Source organism: Pseudalkalibacillus hwajinpoensis, assembly GCF_015234585.1.
In the GTDB taxonomy this organism is placed as follows: Bacteria; Bacillota; Bacilli; order Bacillales; family Guptibacillaceae; genus Guptibacillus; species Guptibacillus hwajinpoensis_B.
In genome coordinates this window covers 54,518-70,751 of sequence record NZ_JADFCM010000001.1, presented here as the reverse complement: position 1 = coordinate 70,751, position 16,234 = coordinate 54,518, and the positions used below count along the sequence as shown (strand labels likewise).

The window sequence follows — 16,234 nt, the reverse complement described above, 5'->3', positions numbered from 1 at the left end:
ATAAGCACTAGAAGACTAAATAACCCACCTCATGATGAGGTGGGTTATTGATTCGACAGGAATCGAGGAGTGCCTGTCACTCGCTACTCGCTATGTTTTAATCCCCGATTCCAAATAAGCGGTAAGATAAGCGCGAGAACAAGGAGATACGCCCAGGTACCGAATGGAACTTTGGTTAGTATGAAGTGTACGACCCAGAATACAGGGATCAATAACGCAAACGGGATAGTCTTCCAACCATCACTTTGCCCGGCTGATTCAAAAGGCTCCGAAAAAGGAAGCGTGCCTTTCAATATTCGAAAACAAATGACGCTATAAATAAGAGCGATTAAGCATACGATGATCAAATCTGGAATAATTCGAACACCGAATAAAAAGGTATAAATCGCACTGATAGCCACAAACACAGGTGCAAATAGGCGAAGTAGAAAAGCCTTTAACGTACCCTTAATAATCACTCCAGAATTTTGTATAGGTGTGACATGATAAATCCATGACCCTTTACTTTTACTCGAATATTGAAGCATGATCACTATTCCCGGAACCATCATCATGCTCGCATAAATCGTTAAATAGGAGTTACCTGAAGTAAGGGCTTCAAATGACTGCCCAGCAGAATAGCTATTATACAGAAAAACAAAAGGAAAGATCATAGCAAACCCAAGAGAAGGATAGATCTTCAGTTTTAAATCACGTTCATTCTTTAGCATTCTCCCCGCAAATTGATAAAACGCATGCTCTTCTCTGCTTCGCGTGATAAATGAAGCCAAACGTTCCATTCCCTTAAATGTCTTCTTTTTCGATGGGCCAGTCTGATCGATGAGCTTAAGAAGGTTCTTCTCAAACGTAGGTAACAATGATAAATATAGCCACAGAGCGATTAGTGGTATCAAAATAGCTAATGCGATAAAGATATAGTAATAAGCTCCGTTAGCCCCATTCAACACTACAGCAAACGGTGCGCCAAACCAAACTGGCGGTAAAAGGAGATTCCACCATGTTGGTGAAAAGCCTACCTGTAATCCCGCAAATTCAAAAGCACGAGCAAGTACTTGATAACCGACTACGATGGTGATCGATAACCCTATTTGCACATAATTAATGACATCTCTTAAGCGTTCTCCGCCAAAAAATTTTAAAATGATGTAATACAGCAACGCTGTAAGCGCAACAATTAACAAATCACTAAAAAACACTGTAATGACAAATAACACTCCAAATAAAATTCCATACTGCACAGTTCCTACAATAAGTGGAACAGCAACAATCGCAGCCGTTAAGAAAAATAAATATATCGTAACGTGGACAGCCCGTGCTGCACTGATCGTTCGACGATCGACAGGTCTTGTGCCAATAACCGTTTGGTCTCGTACGTCTAAAAGAACAGAAGAGAAATCTGAGATCATCGCCGTCATAATTAAAAACATTAAAACACCGAAAATCAAGCTCATCTGAAACATAAAATTGTCACCAAAAAACAGGATCGGAATCAACGTTAGGCCAATAAAAGCATAAAACCAGAGTGATTTCAGAAACTGGTTGGAATCTTTCTTTTTGTTCCCACTCATGTTCTGACTCATTATCGTAGTAGGGCGTCTCCCATCCATCGTTAGCTTTACCTGAAGTATTCGACGCAAGGTTGGATAATCAATATCCAGCCGCTCAAATAGGAACCGAAAGAGGTCAAGAATCTTTAGTGTTGGAAAGTTCTTCATACATCTTCACGCTGCACGATCTGCACAAAATCCTCCGCAAGATTTTGATGCTCATTAAAACCTGTTAATTGATTAAATATCTCCTCAAGTGAGCCCTCTTTATTTTTTTGACGAAGCTGTTCAAAGCTTCCATCCGCAACAATCTTGCCATCATTTAGAAGGAGAATACGGCTACTAATTTTCTGAACGACCTCCATAATGTGCGAAGAGTAGAAAATCGTTTTCCCCTGAGCCGCAAGCTGAGCAAGGATTTCTTTAAACACCATGACACTATTCGCATCAAGACCATTGATCGGTTCATCGAGAAAAAGAATATCAGGGTCATGAAGCAAGCTAGAAATCAGTAAGACTTTTTGCTTCATACCTTTTGAGTAGGATGAAATACGAGATTCATAAACGTCTTCAAGCTCAAACACTCTCATCAGCAATCTAGCTTTATATTCCGCTGTATCAGCATCTAATCCGTAGAGTTCACCTGTAAACGTTAGGTACTCCTGCGCAGATAAGTTATCATAAAGGTCCGCCGATTCTGGAACATACCCGATTCTCTTTTTATAATCAACGCTATTCTTTTTAATATTTTCTCCAAATATCTCAACTTCACCAGCGTAAGTAGCTTCTAATCCGAGCATGATTTTAACGGTGGTACTCTTACCAGCCCCATTCGGACCAATGTAACCAATAATTTGCCCTTCATAAACATCAAGATCAATATTATCTAGAACGAGCTTTTCTCCGTACCACTTCGTCAATCCTTTCAAAGAAAGTACTTTTCCCGGTCCGTGTTCCATACAATCCCCTCCATATGTAAACTTCTACTTATTTCTACGAAACTTACGATAAAAGGTTTCATCCTGTCCACAAACCCTTTAGGTAGTATAATCAGGTACTTTCCCACCGAAAATTCATTTCGTCAACAAAAAAGACGATGCTACTCACATCGTCTTTCCAGCTATTCGCCCTCTCTACTTAACATTCGATTGGCCTTCTCTGTCAGCCCATAGCCTTTGGAGATTTTAAGCAGCAAGCCGTCTTTCTCCATGTATTTGATCCCTTTGACAACATGTTTTTCTTGCCAATTCTGTAAAAGACCGAACACCTCATTTTCATGTAGTCTCTGTGCTCGTATCGCATTTGTTGCTTGTCCGGTAAAGACTTTTGAGAGCACATGAAGTGGCTCATTTTCATGCCTGATAATGAAGTGAAGCAATAACTTCATCTGACCAAATGTCATCGTATGTTGCTTTACATTCATGTATTCTTCCTCATTCGAAGGGACATTTTGACTGATTGACTTTACTTTTTCCAGGTAGTCTCGAACAAAGGTGATTTCCCTTTGATCCAAATCCGGAAAAACTGTCCGAGGCTTAAAAGGTGCTATGGTATCGGTTAATACATGGGAAAACCAAATAAGTGGTGAGCCTGCTCGATCTTCTGGCAGTCTCACGCTTTTGAGCTGCTGATAAACCGTAACCGTAGATGGCGCTTCAAATAAAGCAAGTTCTTCTTCTGATAAAGTATGCTGAACTTGTAGCACTTCAGCATAAAGCGGTGCATACGGCTTGAATGCTTGAATCGCTTGAGACACTTCCTCTATTTTTTCTACTAAACGTGGAGTCTTGTCTACCATTTTATTGAATTGTCGTTCAATCGTTCCGATACGTTTCTTCGCACGGTCCATGTCAATTTCCTCTTTAAAATGGACATGGTTTTCCTCTATATCATAATAAATCGCATATCCGCAGGCCTCACAATAAAATTCAACATCACTACTAGAAGGGTGAAGCATCATCTTCTTCTCATGATGACAAACTCCCTTTTCGGTCCATAACCATTCATCTGGAACTTCGCGGTAAGGTCTCATCACAATGTCGACTCGTTGTCGCCAGTAAGCAAGATCTTCAGGAGAATTTAAAAGGGAGATAAGAGGCGAGTGATTCATCCTTTCAACCGCTTTTACAACGTTTTCTTTCTCTCTAGCCAATTGAATAAACGGATGAAGTTGATACGCCTCTATAATGCGCTCTTCCCATTCTACACGAGACTTTTCAGCTAACTCCGCGCAAAAAAGGTAATCTCGAATAACCCGATCGAGATGACGATCAAGATCTTCCGTTGATAACTGTAAATAAAACTCTTGATAAGTAGAATTGTTATGGATGGGGAGGCCATGCATCGGTGAAAAAGTTTGCCACAATAATTGCTCTGGTTTGATAAGATGTGGGTAAAGCTCATCTTCTTTATTTAAAGGAATAGGTAAAACGGCTTCGTTTTCCTGTTCAAGAAACGTTTGCAACTTCTGCTTCTCTTCCTGGATAAGAGCGCCAATCTTCCGTTTCACATGTTCGTGAAGACGATGAATCATGCCTTTTTGTACTTTCTGACCTACCGTTCTAATTCGTTTATTTTTCTTTCCCATTGGAACAAACGCAAACATCGGATAGGCATCAAAATGATAAGTATGATGTTCAACTGTCATTATGCAAAACCCGCTTTCTGTCTTTCAGCTGTTTATCCAACAGTATACGGCGGAAATTGGTATGGAAACAACCTTACAGCATGCAAAAAAACACATTCAGAGGAGGGATACATTTGTACGATGCGGGGTATATAAAGAGAAAATAGAAATTGAGGAGCACTACAATTGAAGAAACGATCATGGTATCGCAAAAAACGTTGGATGATATTCATTATATTTTTAGTTATTTATGTAGGCGTTATCACTTATCACCGCTTCAAGCCTTTACCTGAAGGCGTATCCTACGCAGGTGAAGTTCATCAAATAAATGATGAAGACATCGAGTTTCTTTTTGACTTAACTTACGACAAAAAGGAGAAAGAAGTTTATGATCATAGTATTTTTGATGAAATCAACAGTACGATTCAAGAAGCCGATGATTTCCTTATTTTAGACCTTTTCTTATTTAACGGATACACGGATGGGAAAAGAGATTATCCAAAAATCAGTGAAGACTTAGCGAATACAGTAGTTGAAGTAATGAAGGCGAAGCCTAACCTGAAGGTTGTCCTTATTAGCGATGAAGTGAACACAACATATGGATCTCACGAGGCTGACCAAATAAATAAAATTAAGGAAATGGGCGCCGAAGTTATTTTCACTGATCTTGATCGGCTGCGAGATCCAAACTTATTTTATTCAGGGCTTTGGAGAATGGGGATCACCTGGTTTGGGCAAGAAGGCAAAGGATGGCTTCCAAACCCAATGGCACCCTCAGCACCAAAAGTCACTGCACGATCTTATCTAGAATTGCTTAATGTGAAAGCGAACCATCGTAAAACAGTGACTACAGAAGATGCGGGTATTATCATGTCTGCAAACCCTCATGATGCGAGCGGTTTTCATTCTAACATTGCCTTTAAAGTGAAAGGCGAGATTCTAAATGACCTTATCGAAACTGAAAAAGCAGTTGCCGCCTATTCTGGAGGAAACGTATCTTCATTTCCAGACACTAAGTTGACCGATGAGAGTCCCGAGACTCCTTCTAATGTTAAAGCTCAAATTGTGACAGAAAATAAAATTCAGGATAGTGTTGTGACAGCTATTGATGATGCCAAAAAAGAAGAGCTTATCTATATTGGAATGTTTTATCTGGCAGACCGGGATATCGTTGATGCGCTTGTTGACGCAACCGAACGAGAGGTCGACGTACGTCTAGTACTAGATCCCAATCAAAATGCCTTTGGACAGCAAAAAATCGGCTTACCTAACCTTCCTGTGACAGCTGAGCTAGAGAAACAAGGAAGTGAGCATCTTACAATTCGCTGGTATGACACAAATAAAGAGCAATTTCACACAAAACTATTGTATATAAAAGGAAATAAAGAGAGCACAATCATCGGTGGATCAGGCAACTATACCTCTAGAAACCTGGATGATTACAATATGGAAACGAATATTCATTTAAAAGCACCTAACGATACTAAAGTCGTCCAGGATGTTGACCGCTATTTTGAGCGAATTTGGTCAAATAAAGATGGAACCTATACAGCTGACTACGAAAAATATCAAAACTCTCTTTCCCCCTATAAATATGTCATGTATATTCTTCAAAAATTATTCCAAGTAACCACATATTAACTATCATTAAAAATCCCCGGGAAAAATTTCCCGGGGATTTTTAGCTTACCTTGTTCTTCTTTTATTTCGCATTTTCTTTACAATCGGATAAATAATGGGACCGTATTTAATCGCTTTTTTAATCAAATTTCTCATAAAAGGATACCCTCCTCTAGTACTATCCTTTATTCCCGATTTCTTATTACCTAAACGAAAGATTAGAGGAGATTCAATGGACTGGAGAGAAATAGAAAATAACCAGATAATTAGGAGGACGATTTCTCTTATGATCAAACAGGTGAGCCAAATAGCGATTCCCGTCAAAAAGATGGAGCGAGCGGTCCAATTCTACAAAGAGCATTTGGAACTTAAATTATTATTTGAAACAAATCAGATGGCTTTTTTTGATTGTAATGGGCTGCGCTTGCTACTAAGTCTTCCAGAGAAAGAAACTTTCGCACATGCAAGTTCAGTTCTTTATTTTGAAGTAAGTCATATTGAGAAAAGCTACGAACGTTTAATGAAGAATGGGGTGATTTTCATTAGTAAACCTCACCTAGTTGCGAAAACAGATGACGTTGAAACGTGGATGGCGTTTTTTGAAGATAGTGAGCAAAACACACATGCCATCATGAGTGAAGTGCTAACAAAATAAAGAAAGGATGCCGGTGGCATCCTTTCTTACTTGAGTTCTAAACCTTACTTAATCTTCATCTTTTACATCTGGATCTTCTGGAAGCGGCTCATTGGCTTCTTCTTCTAATCGTCTCTTCATTTTTTCCAACTGTTCAAAATGAGTATTAAACTGCTCTTTATATAGCAAATATTGCTCACCATCAAAAATGGTGCGAACGCGCTTCTCTCGAATGAGCGTTTCGATATAGGATTCTGGTAAAGATAAATATTCTGCCGTTTCTTTAATAGTGAGGTACATGCGCCTGCCTCCAATATACGTCATTACGTCTCAAGTCTTATTCCAATTTAATACTCTAGATGATGTTTAGATGACTTGAACTACTATAAGATTACCATAGGGAATAGCATAACGACGGAAACTCGGGGAGGAAATATAGTGAGAAGTGGATTTATGGTCATTGTTGGGTTGCTTGCAGTAGGGGCGGTTTTATTAATTTTATTTGAAAACACCTCTCTTTTTGCACGAGGAAGTGATGAGAACAGCATTGAGTTAAGTGAAAAAATTAATCAAGTTAGTATTTTGACGCACAGCAGTGATATGAACATAGTCACTGAATCACGTGATGATGTGAAAGCAACCTTAAATGGTAGTGGAGAGCTTTCGGTGAGAAAGAAGGGAAATGCGATTGAAGTTGAAGTGAAGCGAAAGTGGTATAAGTTTTTTAACTTTAACGGGGGATCAGATGTTACTGTTTACCTCCCAGAAGACTTTAAACACGATCTCAAGCTTGAGGTTGGCTCAGGAAGTGTTGTCTTCAATAATGAAGAAAATCCTACCATTTTAAACGAAGTAGATATTGATATGAGTTCGGGTGATGTTGAACTTTCCAACCTGGAAACAAAAAGCTTCGAGCATGACGGCTCATCTGGTCGTCTTATCATTGATCGACTTTCAACCGAGAAGGGAAGCTTTGATATAAGTTCTGGAGACGTGATTTTAACCCATTATTCTGGCCCACTTGAGGGAGAAATGTCATCAGGTGACATGAAAGTTCAAATGGATCAGTTAACAGGGGATGTATCGTTTGACCTTAGTTCAGGTGATGTCGATTTGGACCTTCCGGACAATGCTGATTTCACATTGGATAGTGAGGCAAGCAGCGGGGACATCTCAACCAAATTCACTTTAGAAGAGCAGACGATTAGCAATAAGGAAATATCAGGAGTACATGGTTCAGGGAAGTATCACGTGAAGATATCCCTTTCAAGTGGAAGCGCCAGCGTTTATTAAAAAGGAACACCTGCTTTCCAATAGGATGGCAGGTTATTTTTGAGTTTTCAATGGAAAATAAACGATTTGGTTTACTCGTCGGTTACTTTAACGGCATTTATCATTTCACATCACCAAATTATTTCCATGAAAATATTCCTTAACATGTTCTAGGTAATATTTATAGCCCTGCCTTCGTAATTATACTCGGTGGAACGCTCATTACCATTATAGGAATCTTGAGCATTCTCTTCATTCAGAAATCAGAAACAAAGCATACAAAGCAAGCTTACAAAATACCTCGCTATAAAGAAAAAAACCACTTTTCAGCTCTGCTGAAAGGGCGCCCTATGATGACCAATCCGATTGGTCACCACAGGGCGTAAATGAATCTAATATCAACAACATTCAATTACATAGTCTTTAAAATAAGAGATTTTTTTGCTAAAAATCTTGATTGCCTTCGAGGAGCGGAATACGTGATTTGTATCTCTCAATCAATGCCTGATTCGATTCATCTGACCCGTCTACATTCCCGCTCTTAAACACAGGAGGAGTTATTCCCCGTTCAATCAACTGATGAATAGTTTCTACAGTAATACCGTTGAGGATCCCCATTCCTATAACGGTAGAGATTGAACCAAATGAGACTTGATTCTCTGTATCTTGAATCACCGCATCACCCACCTCAACATGGTTATCAATCACTTGATCTACTACATCGTACAAGTACTTTCCTTCTTTGTGACGAGATGATTGTCCATTTGAAGCTTTTCGTGAGGTTAAGCCGATAACGTACGCTCCTCTTTCTTTACTAAGAAGGGCAACATCAATCGGAACCGGGTTACGACCTGACGTCGATACAACGATCACTACATCGCCTTTTTGAATATCCTGGTCCGCCATGAATTCCCGGGCTAATCCATTCGTTCGCTCTAGAGCAGAAGATCTCGTTCCGCCTCTATGGAGCATTAAGTCTTCAATAAAAATAGGACGAATTGGCACAAGCCCACCTGCACGGTAAAAAACTTCTTCCGCCATCATATGAGAATGTCCACATCCAAATACATGAATGATTTTTCCGTTTTCGATGCTATCAGCTAGAGCGACTGCTGCTCGCTCGATAGAAACGGCTTCTTTCTCTTCAATTACTTGAAGGGATGTTCTAATTTTGTTGAAGTAATCATGAAACAAATGAACGCCTCCTCAATGAAATTAACGCTTAAGTGTAATCATAAATTTATACCGATCTGCTCTGTACGAAGACTTCACTACTTCAAGCGGTGTATCATCCGCTAGTTTCGTATTCCTCTGAATGAGCAGTATCGGTGCTCCTTTTTGTATATTTAGGTATTCTGCTTCCTGCTGAGTTGCTACAGAAGACTCTAACACTTGGGTCGCTTCCTCAATCTTGATCGCTAGCTGATTTTCAATGTGATGATATAAAGAGTGCTGTACAGTTTCTTCCGTCAACCCTTTTACGAGGTTAGCCGAGATGTACGTCTTCTCAAGTGCCATTGGGATACCATCAGCAAGTCTGACCCGTTTAATTTCGTAAACAGGTGCGTGATCCTGTATTTTTAACTGCTCCGATATATAAGGTGGAGCAGGTACAATTTCAAACCCTACTAGTTTACTACTTGGTTCCATGCCACGTGATTTCATATCTTCGGTAAAACTTGTTAACCCCATCAGCTGTTGCTCAATTTTTTTCTCAGCAACAAAGGTACCTACTCCCTTTTGTCGATAGAGGTAACCCTCATTAACGAGCTCTGTAATGGCCTGTCTTACTGTCATGCGACTAATGCCAAAGCGCTCTGCATATTCTCGCTCGGATGGAAGCGAATCTCCTGGGGTTAACTCGCCTCTTTCAATCAGTCCTTTTATCCACTCAACTAACTGATAATAAATAGGTAATGGGGACGTCTTATCAATCATCGGAAATAACTCCTTTCAGCGCACTGTTACGCCTGATAACGCTTTTTTATCAGCAATAATTGTAACATGAGAATGCCTGTTTAACACCGATGCAGGAAAGGATTCGTCCACTTCACCTTCAACCAATTTCCTCATTGCCTCGTTCTTTGCTTCACCAGCAACAAGTAGCAAAATCTCTTTGCTTTTCATAATGGTTGCAATCCCCATCGTAATAGCTTCATGTGGTACTTCGTTAATATCGTGAAAAAAACGAGCGTTGGCTTCTCTAGTAGATTGAGCTAGCTGAACTATTTGTGTTGTAGCTTCAAAAGAAGTCCCAGGCTCATTAAATCCGATATGCCCGTTACTACCCATTCCGAGTAGTTGCACATCAATTCCACCTGACTCTTTAATGCTTTCTTCATATGTTTTACATTCATCATTAAGATCAATCGCCGTACCATTTGGAAGATGTATATTCGCACTTGGAATATCGATTTTCCCAAAAAGTTTCTCATACATGAAAGCATGGTAGCTGTTCGGATTATCAGCTGAAAAACCGACATATTCATCAAGGTTATAAGTAGTAATCTCCTTGTAGGTAGTATGATTTCGTTGATGATCCTGAATTAAATGCTTATAAGTCCCTTGCGGAGTTCCTCCAGTCGCAAGTCCCAAAACCATACTTGGATTTGTATGGATTTTATCAATAAGATAATTCGCTGCCAGTTCACTCATATGCTCATAGTCATGTGCTTCAATGATTCTCATTTTCTACATCCCCTTTATTCGTATATGCAAGATGTCCATTACAAAATGTCATCATCACTTCTCCATCAATGGATCGTAAGAAAAAGTCTGCATCTTTTCCCACGGCAAGGCTTCCTTTTCGATCAAAAACACCAAGCTGTTTCGCAGGATTTTCCGATGCCATTTTTATCGCGTTTTCAAGAGTACAGCCGGTAAAAGCCTGGATGTTAGCAAGTGCATCCTTCATTTTCAGCACACTACCTGCCAAAGTTCCATTATCTAATAGCGCTTTACCATCTTTCACTTCAACATCTTGTCCACCCAAATCATAGCGACCATTTTTTAGACATTTGGCTCTCATCGCATCGGTGATTAAAATCATCCCAGCATCTGATTTTTGAAAATAAGCTAACTTAATCATTTCAGGTCTCACATGATACCCATCTGCAATCACTTCTGTTTTCAATTGCTTACTTAACAGAGCAGCACCTGCTACACCCGGTTCACGATGATGGAGACCTCTCATCCCATTATAGAGGTGGGTAACGTGAGAGGCACCACATTCAACTGCCTTCATGACCTGCTCATATGAAGCATCGGAATGACCAATTGAAGCCACAATACCTCTTTCTGTTAAATATCGAACAAGTTCCATGCCACCTTCTATTTCAGGTGCCAGGGTAACTAGCTTAATCGTGTTATTTGCTAGTTTATTCCACGTTTTAAATACATCCACATCTGGTCGCTGCATGGCATGTGGCGGCTGTGCACCTGCCCGCTTACTATTAAGGAATGGACCTTCTAAGTGAATGCCAAGTACTTCCGCATGTCCTGGTTGTTGTCTCTCCATTAAGTACTCGCCTGCATTCTGAATAGCACGCTCAATCGCCTTTGCTTCTTGAGTAATAGTCGTTGCTAGAAAGCTCGTTGTTCCTTCACCTGGAAGTGCTTTCGTAATAGTATCAAGCGCTTCAGTAGAAGCGTCCATCGTATCGGCTCCATTCACGCCATGAATATGGACATCAATCATTCCAGGAAGCACAGATACGCTTTCATTAAACGAATAGACTTTTTCTTGTCCTGCTATAGTACGTTCATCTGTATGTCCTATTTCAATAATTTTACCGTTATCGACTTTAAGATAGCCGTTTTGAATCGTTTGTTCTTCGCTATAAACTGTCACATGATCAATAACAAAACACGTTTCATTCACGATGAGACACTCCTTTTTTCGGTTCATCTTGTTATTAAAATCGTACCACCATTAAGTACAGTTGTCTATACCAGCATAAACCCAAATTCGTCCTGTACGAGGAAATTGGTATAGACAACTATATTTAGTGCTGTTATGATGAACATGACAATAAAACGTTTTCAAATTTCGAAAGGGGTTGAACGTAAATGCTCGGAGCTTTACAACGTATTGGTAAGTCCTTAATGCTACCAATTGCTGTACTTCCGGCTGCTGCCTTGCTATTGAGGTTAGGGCAGGATGACTTACTTGGTATTCCATTTGTAGCAGCAGCAGGGGGAGCCATATTTGATAATCTCGCACTTATCTTCGCAATAGGTGTAGCCATTGGATTTTCTAAAGATAGCAATGGTGCGGCCGGTCTAGCCGGTGCCATCGGTTATCTTGTTCTTACACAGGGGACTCAAGCAGTTAATGAGAATATTAATATGGCGATACTTGGAGGAATCCTTTCTGGTATCGTTGCGGGACTTCTTTATAATCGATTTCATGATATTAAACTTCCAACCTGGCTTGGTTTCTTTGGTGGACGACGCTTTGTCCCTATCGTCACAGCCACAGCAATGGTTATTCTAGCAGGGATATTTGGATTTGTTTGGCCTCCGATTCAAGAGGGCATTAATTCGATCGGACAATGGATTATCGATGCAGGAGCACTTGGTGTTGGTGCATTCGGATTCTTAAATCGACTCCTTATTCCATTCGGACTACACCATGTCCTAAATAGTTTAGTTTGGTTTGTCTTTGGTGATTACAACGGAGCAACTGGAGACTTGAATCGATTCTTTGCTGGAGATCCAACCGCTGGTATATTTATGGCTGGTTTCTTCCCAATTATGATGTTCGGACTTCCGGCAGCGTGTTTTGCAATGATTGCAGCTGCTAAAAAGGATAGAAGAGCAGAAGTAAGCGGAATGTTAATCGGAATCGCATTTGCATCCTTCTTAACAGGGATTACTGAACCAATTGAATTTGCCTTTATGTTCTTATCACCATTATTGTATGGGATTCACGCTCTATTAACTGCCAGTTCGATGGTTCTGGCGTATGTGCTGGATATCCATCACGGCTTCGGTTTTTCTGCAGGAGCCATTGACTTTTTCCTGAATTACGGCTTGGCACAGAAGGCAGGTTTACTCCTTGTTATTGGGATCATTTACGGAGGAATCTATTTTGTTGTATTCTATTTCCTTATTAAAAAATTAAATCTCAAAACACCTGGACGTGAAGATGAAGACATGTCATATCCAACAAATGCACCAGCTACAAAAGAAGACAAATACGATGTAATGGCAGGTCACTTTATCCGCAGCATTGGTGGCATTGATAACATCTCATCTATTGATAATTGTACAACAAGACTCCGTTTACAAATGAATGACATGGCAAAAGTAGACGAAGCAGAATTAAAGCGTCACGGTGCTCGAGGTGTAGTGAAAGTTAACAACCGCAACTTGCAGATCATCGTAGGAACTGATGTGGAATTTGTTGCAGATGCAATGCGCGGAACAAATTCACATGCTTCTAAAGAGAGCAACGATACAACTATCAATCTTACAAAAACGCTAGCTGAGCAAGATTTCGTCATGCCAGTCAAGGGAAAAATTATTCCACTGCAGGAAGTTCCAGATGAAGTGTTTTCTGCAGGTATGATGGGGGATGGCTTCGCAATTCTTCCTGAAGACGGACATTTCGTTTCACCTGTTGATGGTGAGATTATAAGCATCTTCCCTACAAAGCATGCAATCGGCATTAAGTCGAATAGCGGCGTTGAGATATTGATCCATGTAGGAATTGATACCGTCAACTTAAAAGGAGAAGGCTTTACAACACTTGTAAACGAAGGGGATACAGTTAAGAGAGGCGATAAGCTTATGACGGTCGATTTAAGTAGCGTCAGACGTTCCGTACCTTCAGTTGCAACTCCAGTCATTTTCACGAATTTACAAAAGTTGAAAATCAAAAAATCCGGTAATATTAATCAAGGCGATAGTGGAATCATTTCGATTGATTAATCGCCAAAAACGAAGAAAGGCAGCGGATATCCGCTGCCTTTCTTTTTTTTATTTATTCATTTTATCAAGAAATCCGCCGAGCAAATCATCTGCGCTTTCTTCTTCCTCTACCGCTGAACTTTGCTCCTGTTGCGCCTGATCCCAATCAAAATTCATCAAATCATCATCAGACGACTTGGAAGGTGCTTCAATCGGTTCATAAACGTCTTTTGGCATAGTCCTTTTCGAAACTTCATCTTGCAAATAAAGCGCCTGATCAATATCAATCGAGTTGCTGTTAAAAGATGCAAGGAGTGATGCAGCCCGCACTGGATCAGATAAAATTTGGTAAACGATGTTGCCAAGAAGCGCTTCTGAATGCTCATGCTTAAGCCAATCTCGTTGGGCTTTGCTTAATCCCTTAGGCAAAGGCACAGTAATAGCATCATTATCGCGCCTTATCGTTTGCGTGACACCATCTAACACATACTCCGCAACGCGGCTTGAGAAGTTACGCTTTTCTTCGTCCTTTAACTTCTGAAGCTGCTTTAGAATATGATCAGGTGTATCAGAGGGAAGACGAAATGTAATCGCCTGTCCTCTCTGAATCCCCGTCATCCCCGCCTTTTTCATCAAATCACCCTACTAGTTTTTGACCTTGTTCTTTTCTTCTCTCTTTTCCTGGGGCTTGTCTTTATTATTCTTACGATTAAAGTCAGAGATGAGCTTGTAGTAAGCATTCGACATCATCCAAATGCTTTCTTTTTCATCTTCAAAGAAATCAATATTGTAGCCATCAAGGTTGTTATTCAATGTTTTAAGGTAATCTTTTAGAACAATGGAGCCACCACCAACGAAATAGCAGATTTCAGATTGAGAGTTCTTCTGCCAAACGTTACGAAGATGGCGATATTGCTTCTTAGCTAGTTCTAGTAAAATGCGATCCGTAATATCATGAACGCTTGTACGACTTCCGCGAACCATAATATGATTACGATCGTTTTTCTTCGTAATAATATCTACTACGTCTCGACGGCTGTCGAGCTCCACACCATGCTTAGAGCGGATTTCCTCACGAATGGCTTCTAGTGACTCAGCAACTCCAAGATTAAAGCCCTGCGCCTTATCATCGTCGACATTACGATTCTTAATAACCGCGATGTCAGTAGAAAGACCACCGATATCTTGAATCAAAATACGCTTATCAATTAAGTCTTTATTAATAATGTTTAAATCGCTGTCCATTACAAGATTAATGTAAGCAGCAAAACCTTCAGGGTAGACCTTCACTTCATCAAATTTAATATTAACTTTCTTTCCTTGGTACTTAGGCGTTACAAGAAATTCTACCTGGTGGACGGATCCTAGAAGTCTTGAGCGATATCCAACGTCCTTTCCTTCTTTCACTTCACGTAGTGGAAGTCCTGTACCAAGCGTGTAATTCGCATCCACAACGCCGTTCTGATTTCTGAAATTTGCTGAGTTCTTTGGATCAACAGCATCTAGAGCAAGTGATGCAAACAACATTACAAGAGTTTGATCCTCTTCTGATTTTGCGCTTCCTGGATCTAATTCTGTTGGGTTGTCACTCTTAGTCGCCAGATTGCCAACCCGATAGATCGCGTTGTTATCTTGTAGAGCAGGGGAGTGTACACGAATATGAATGCCATCAAGCGGATCTTTAGTATCCAACTCTTCAATTCCAATTACAGGGCGATCTTCTATATCTCTAGCAATTACGTTTGGTATGTATAGATCAGATTCAAGTTTTCCATAGATTCCTTTTAACGAGTCGTTACCTACATCGACTGCCGCAATTCTTGAATTACTCATAAAATAATCCATCCTTTCATATTTGAAATCTAGTATTTCTACTATTAACTTAAAATTTATAGAAATTTGCAAATGAAGTCAATGAGTCATTCTATCTAGTTTACAAATTTGTGTACTTGTACACAAATACGTATACATGTGTACGTTTTCTGTATACACGTATACGATTTTGTTTACATCCCTATAAATCAACATGCGTACACTTTTGTATACTTGTGTACATTTTTCGTTTACAAGTATACGATTTTGTTTTCATGTGTACGTTTTCTGTATACATTACTTTTTAAGTTCTACTCGTCTTTTTAAGTTCCCCTAATATTCTTTACAATCTATAGATTTTAAGCAGCAACACTAAATCAACTTATTGAAATCCTAAAGAAAGGAAGAGTAAAACAAACTAAGTCTTTTCTGTAAAGGTTCGGAAGTAGAAATTGAAAAAGGAAGATGAGAGAAACTAATCCCTCCCCTTCCCTTCAAACAAGTTACATTAATGAGGCAACTCCTGCCCAAAACCATATTTTCAAACCTAACGTAACAATTCCCGTAACTAACCCTGTAACGGCAAATCCTTTCTTAAGAGGGTTTTTCTTCGCAATTACTCCAAAAATGATGGCCAATATTGCCAAAGGATAAGGAATAATTGGCACTAGAAAAAGCACAAGTCCAATAATACCTAACACCATCGAAGATACCGCGAGACCATTGCTCTCTGGTTGTGGAGCTACATTCACATTTCCTTCCATATCAATTCCCCCCTAAAACTCATCTCTTTTTAGAAACCTATTTTTT

The 16,234-nt window shown here is 39.8% G+C and carries 15 protein-coding genes; 4 read left to right on the top strand and 11 right to left on the bottom strand.

Going from position 1 to position 16,234, the window contains the following annotated elements; all coding sequences use genetic code 11:
* Positions 1 to 83 precede the first annotated feature (83 nt).
* From IQ283_RS00340 to IQ283_RS00330, 3 genes are all read right to left on the bottom strand, one after another.
* Positions 84 to 1,715, bottom strand: coding sequence for a hypothetical protein (locus tag IQ283_RS00340; protein WP_194218192.1), 1,632 nt, complete (start codon positions 1,713 to 1,715; stop codon positions 84 to 86).
* Positions 1,712 to 2,506, bottom strand: a complete 795-nt coding sequence (locus IQ283_RS00335; protein WP_194218191.1) for an ABC transporter ATP-binding protein — start codon at positions 2,504 to 2,506, stop codon at positions 1,712 to 1,714. The genes IQ283_RS00340 and IQ283_RS00335 overlap by 4 nt, the downstream gene beginning before the upstream one ends.
* A 161-nt stretch (positions 2,507 to 2,667) precedes the next feature.
* The gene (locus tag IQ283_RS00330; protein ID WP_194218190.1) at positions 2,668 to 4,194 is read right to left on the bottom strand and encodes an RQC-minor-2 family DNA-binding protein; all 1,527 of its coding nucleotides are present in this window, start codon (positions 4,192 to 4,194) and stop codon (positions 2,668 to 2,670) included.
* Between the two features lie 165 nt (positions 4,195 to 4,359).
* Between IQ283_RS00330 and IQ283_RS00325 the strand changes: the two genes are divergently transcribed.
* Together IQ283_RS00325 and IQ283_RS00320 are read left to right on the top strand one after the other, a co-directional pair.
* The gene (locus tag IQ283_RS00325) at positions 4,360 to 5,814 is read left to right on the top strand and encodes a phospholipase D family protein (RefSeq protein WP_242057207.1); all 1,455 of its coding nucleotides are present in this window, start codon (positions 4,360 to 4,362) and stop codon (positions 5,812 to 5,814) included.
* Between the two features lie 265 nt (positions 5,815 to 6,079).
* On the top strand, positions 6,080 to 6,448 hold the full coding sequence (locus IQ283_RS00320) for a VOC family protein (protein ID WP_194218189.1): 369 nt from the start codon (positions 6,080 to 6,082) through the stop codon (positions 6,446 to 6,448).
* A gap of 48 nt (positions 6,449 to 6,496) precedes the next feature.
* Here the strand turns inward: IQ283_RS00320 and IQ283_RS00315 are convergent, their stop codons facing one another.
* The gene (locus tag IQ283_RS00315; protein WP_194218188.1) at positions 6,497 to 6,727 is read right to left on the bottom strand and encodes an excisionase family DNA-binding protein; all 231 of its coding nucleotides are present in this window, start codon (positions 6,725 to 6,727) and stop codon (positions 6,497 to 6,499) included.
* A gap of 138 nt (positions 6,728 to 6,865) precedes the next feature.
* Here IQ283_RS00315 and liaG point away from each other — a divergent pair, with 138 nt between their 5' ends.
* On the top strand, positions 6,866 to 7,720 hold the full coding sequence (gene liaG, locus IQ283_RS00310; RefSeq protein WP_194218187.1) for a LiaG family protein: 855 nt from the start codon (positions 6,866 to 6,868) through the stop codon (positions 7,718 to 7,720).
* A gap of 423 nt (positions 7,721 to 8,143) precedes the next feature.
* On the opposite strand, the gene IQ283_RS00305 is transcribed toward liaG, so the two are convergent.
* The 4 genes from IQ283_RS00305 to nagA are packed head-to-tail and all read right to left on the bottom strand — an operon-like array spanning position 8,144 to position 11,582.
* A complete protein-coding gene (locus IQ283_RS00305) occupies positions 8,144 to 8,893 on the bottom strand; it encodes an SIS domain-containing protein (protein ID WP_194218186.1) in 750 nt (249 codons plus the stop codon).
* A 21-nt stretch (positions 8,894 to 8,914) separates the two neighbouring features.
* Positions 8,915 to 9,637 carry a GntR family transcriptional regulator gene (locus IQ283_RS00300; protein WP_194218185.1) on the bottom strand — a complete coding sequence of 241 codons (723 nt, stop codon included), beginning with the start codon at positions 9,635 to 9,637 and terminating at the stop codon, positions 8,915 to 8,917.
* Positions 9,638 to 9,652: 15 nt separating this feature from the next.
* Positions 9,653 to 10,387 (bottom strand): glucosamine-6-phosphate deaminase, encoded by a 735-nt coding sequence (nagB, locus tag IQ283_RS00295; protein ID WP_194218184.1) that lies wholly within the window; start codon positions 10,385 to 10,387, stop codon positions 9,653 to 9,655.
* Complete coding sequence (gene nagA, locus IQ283_RS00290; protein WP_408962572.1) at positions 10,374 to 11,582, bottom strand: N-acetylglucosamine-6-phosphate deacetylase; 1,209 nt, start codon at positions 11,580 to 11,582, stop codon at positions 10,374 to 10,376. The genes nagB and nagA overlap by 14 nt, the downstream gene beginning before the upstream one ends.
* Before the next feature lie 185 nt (positions 11,583 to 11,767).
* On the opposite strand from nagA, the gene nagE reads away from it, so the two are divergent.
* Positions 11,768 to 13,633 (top strand): N-acetylglucosamine-specific PTS transporter subunit IIBC, encoded by a 1,866-nt coding sequence (nagE, locus tag IQ283_RS00285; RefSeq protein ID WP_194218182.1) that lies wholly within the window; start codon positions 11,768 to 11,770, stop codon positions 13,631 to 13,633.
* A 48-nt stretch (positions 13,634 to 13,681) separates the two neighbouring features.
* On the opposite strand, the gene IQ283_RS00280 is transcribed toward nagE, so the two are convergent.
* The 3 genes from IQ283_RS00280 to IQ283_RS00270 form a co-directional block, all read right to left on the bottom strand.
* On the bottom strand, positions 13,682 to 14,245 hold the full coding sequence (locus tag IQ283_RS00280; protein ID WP_194218181.1) for a hypothetical protein: 564 nt from the start codon (positions 14,243 to 14,245) through the stop codon (positions 13,682 to 13,684).
* 12 nt (positions 14,246 to 14,257) lie between these two features.
* Complete coding sequence (locus IQ283_RS00275; protein ID WP_194218180.1) at positions 14,258 to 15,445, bottom strand: ParM/StbA family protein; 1,188 nt, start codon at positions 15,443 to 15,445, stop codon at positions 14,258 to 14,260.
* A gap of 482 nt (positions 15,446 to 15,927) precedes the next feature.
* On the bottom strand, positions 15,928 to 16,188 hold the full coding sequence (locus IQ283_RS00270) for a DUF4190 domain-containing protein (protein ID WP_194218179.1): 261 nt from the start codon (positions 16,186 to 16,188) through the stop codon (positions 15,928 to 15,930).
* Positions 16,189 to 16,234: the final 46 nt, after the last annotated feature.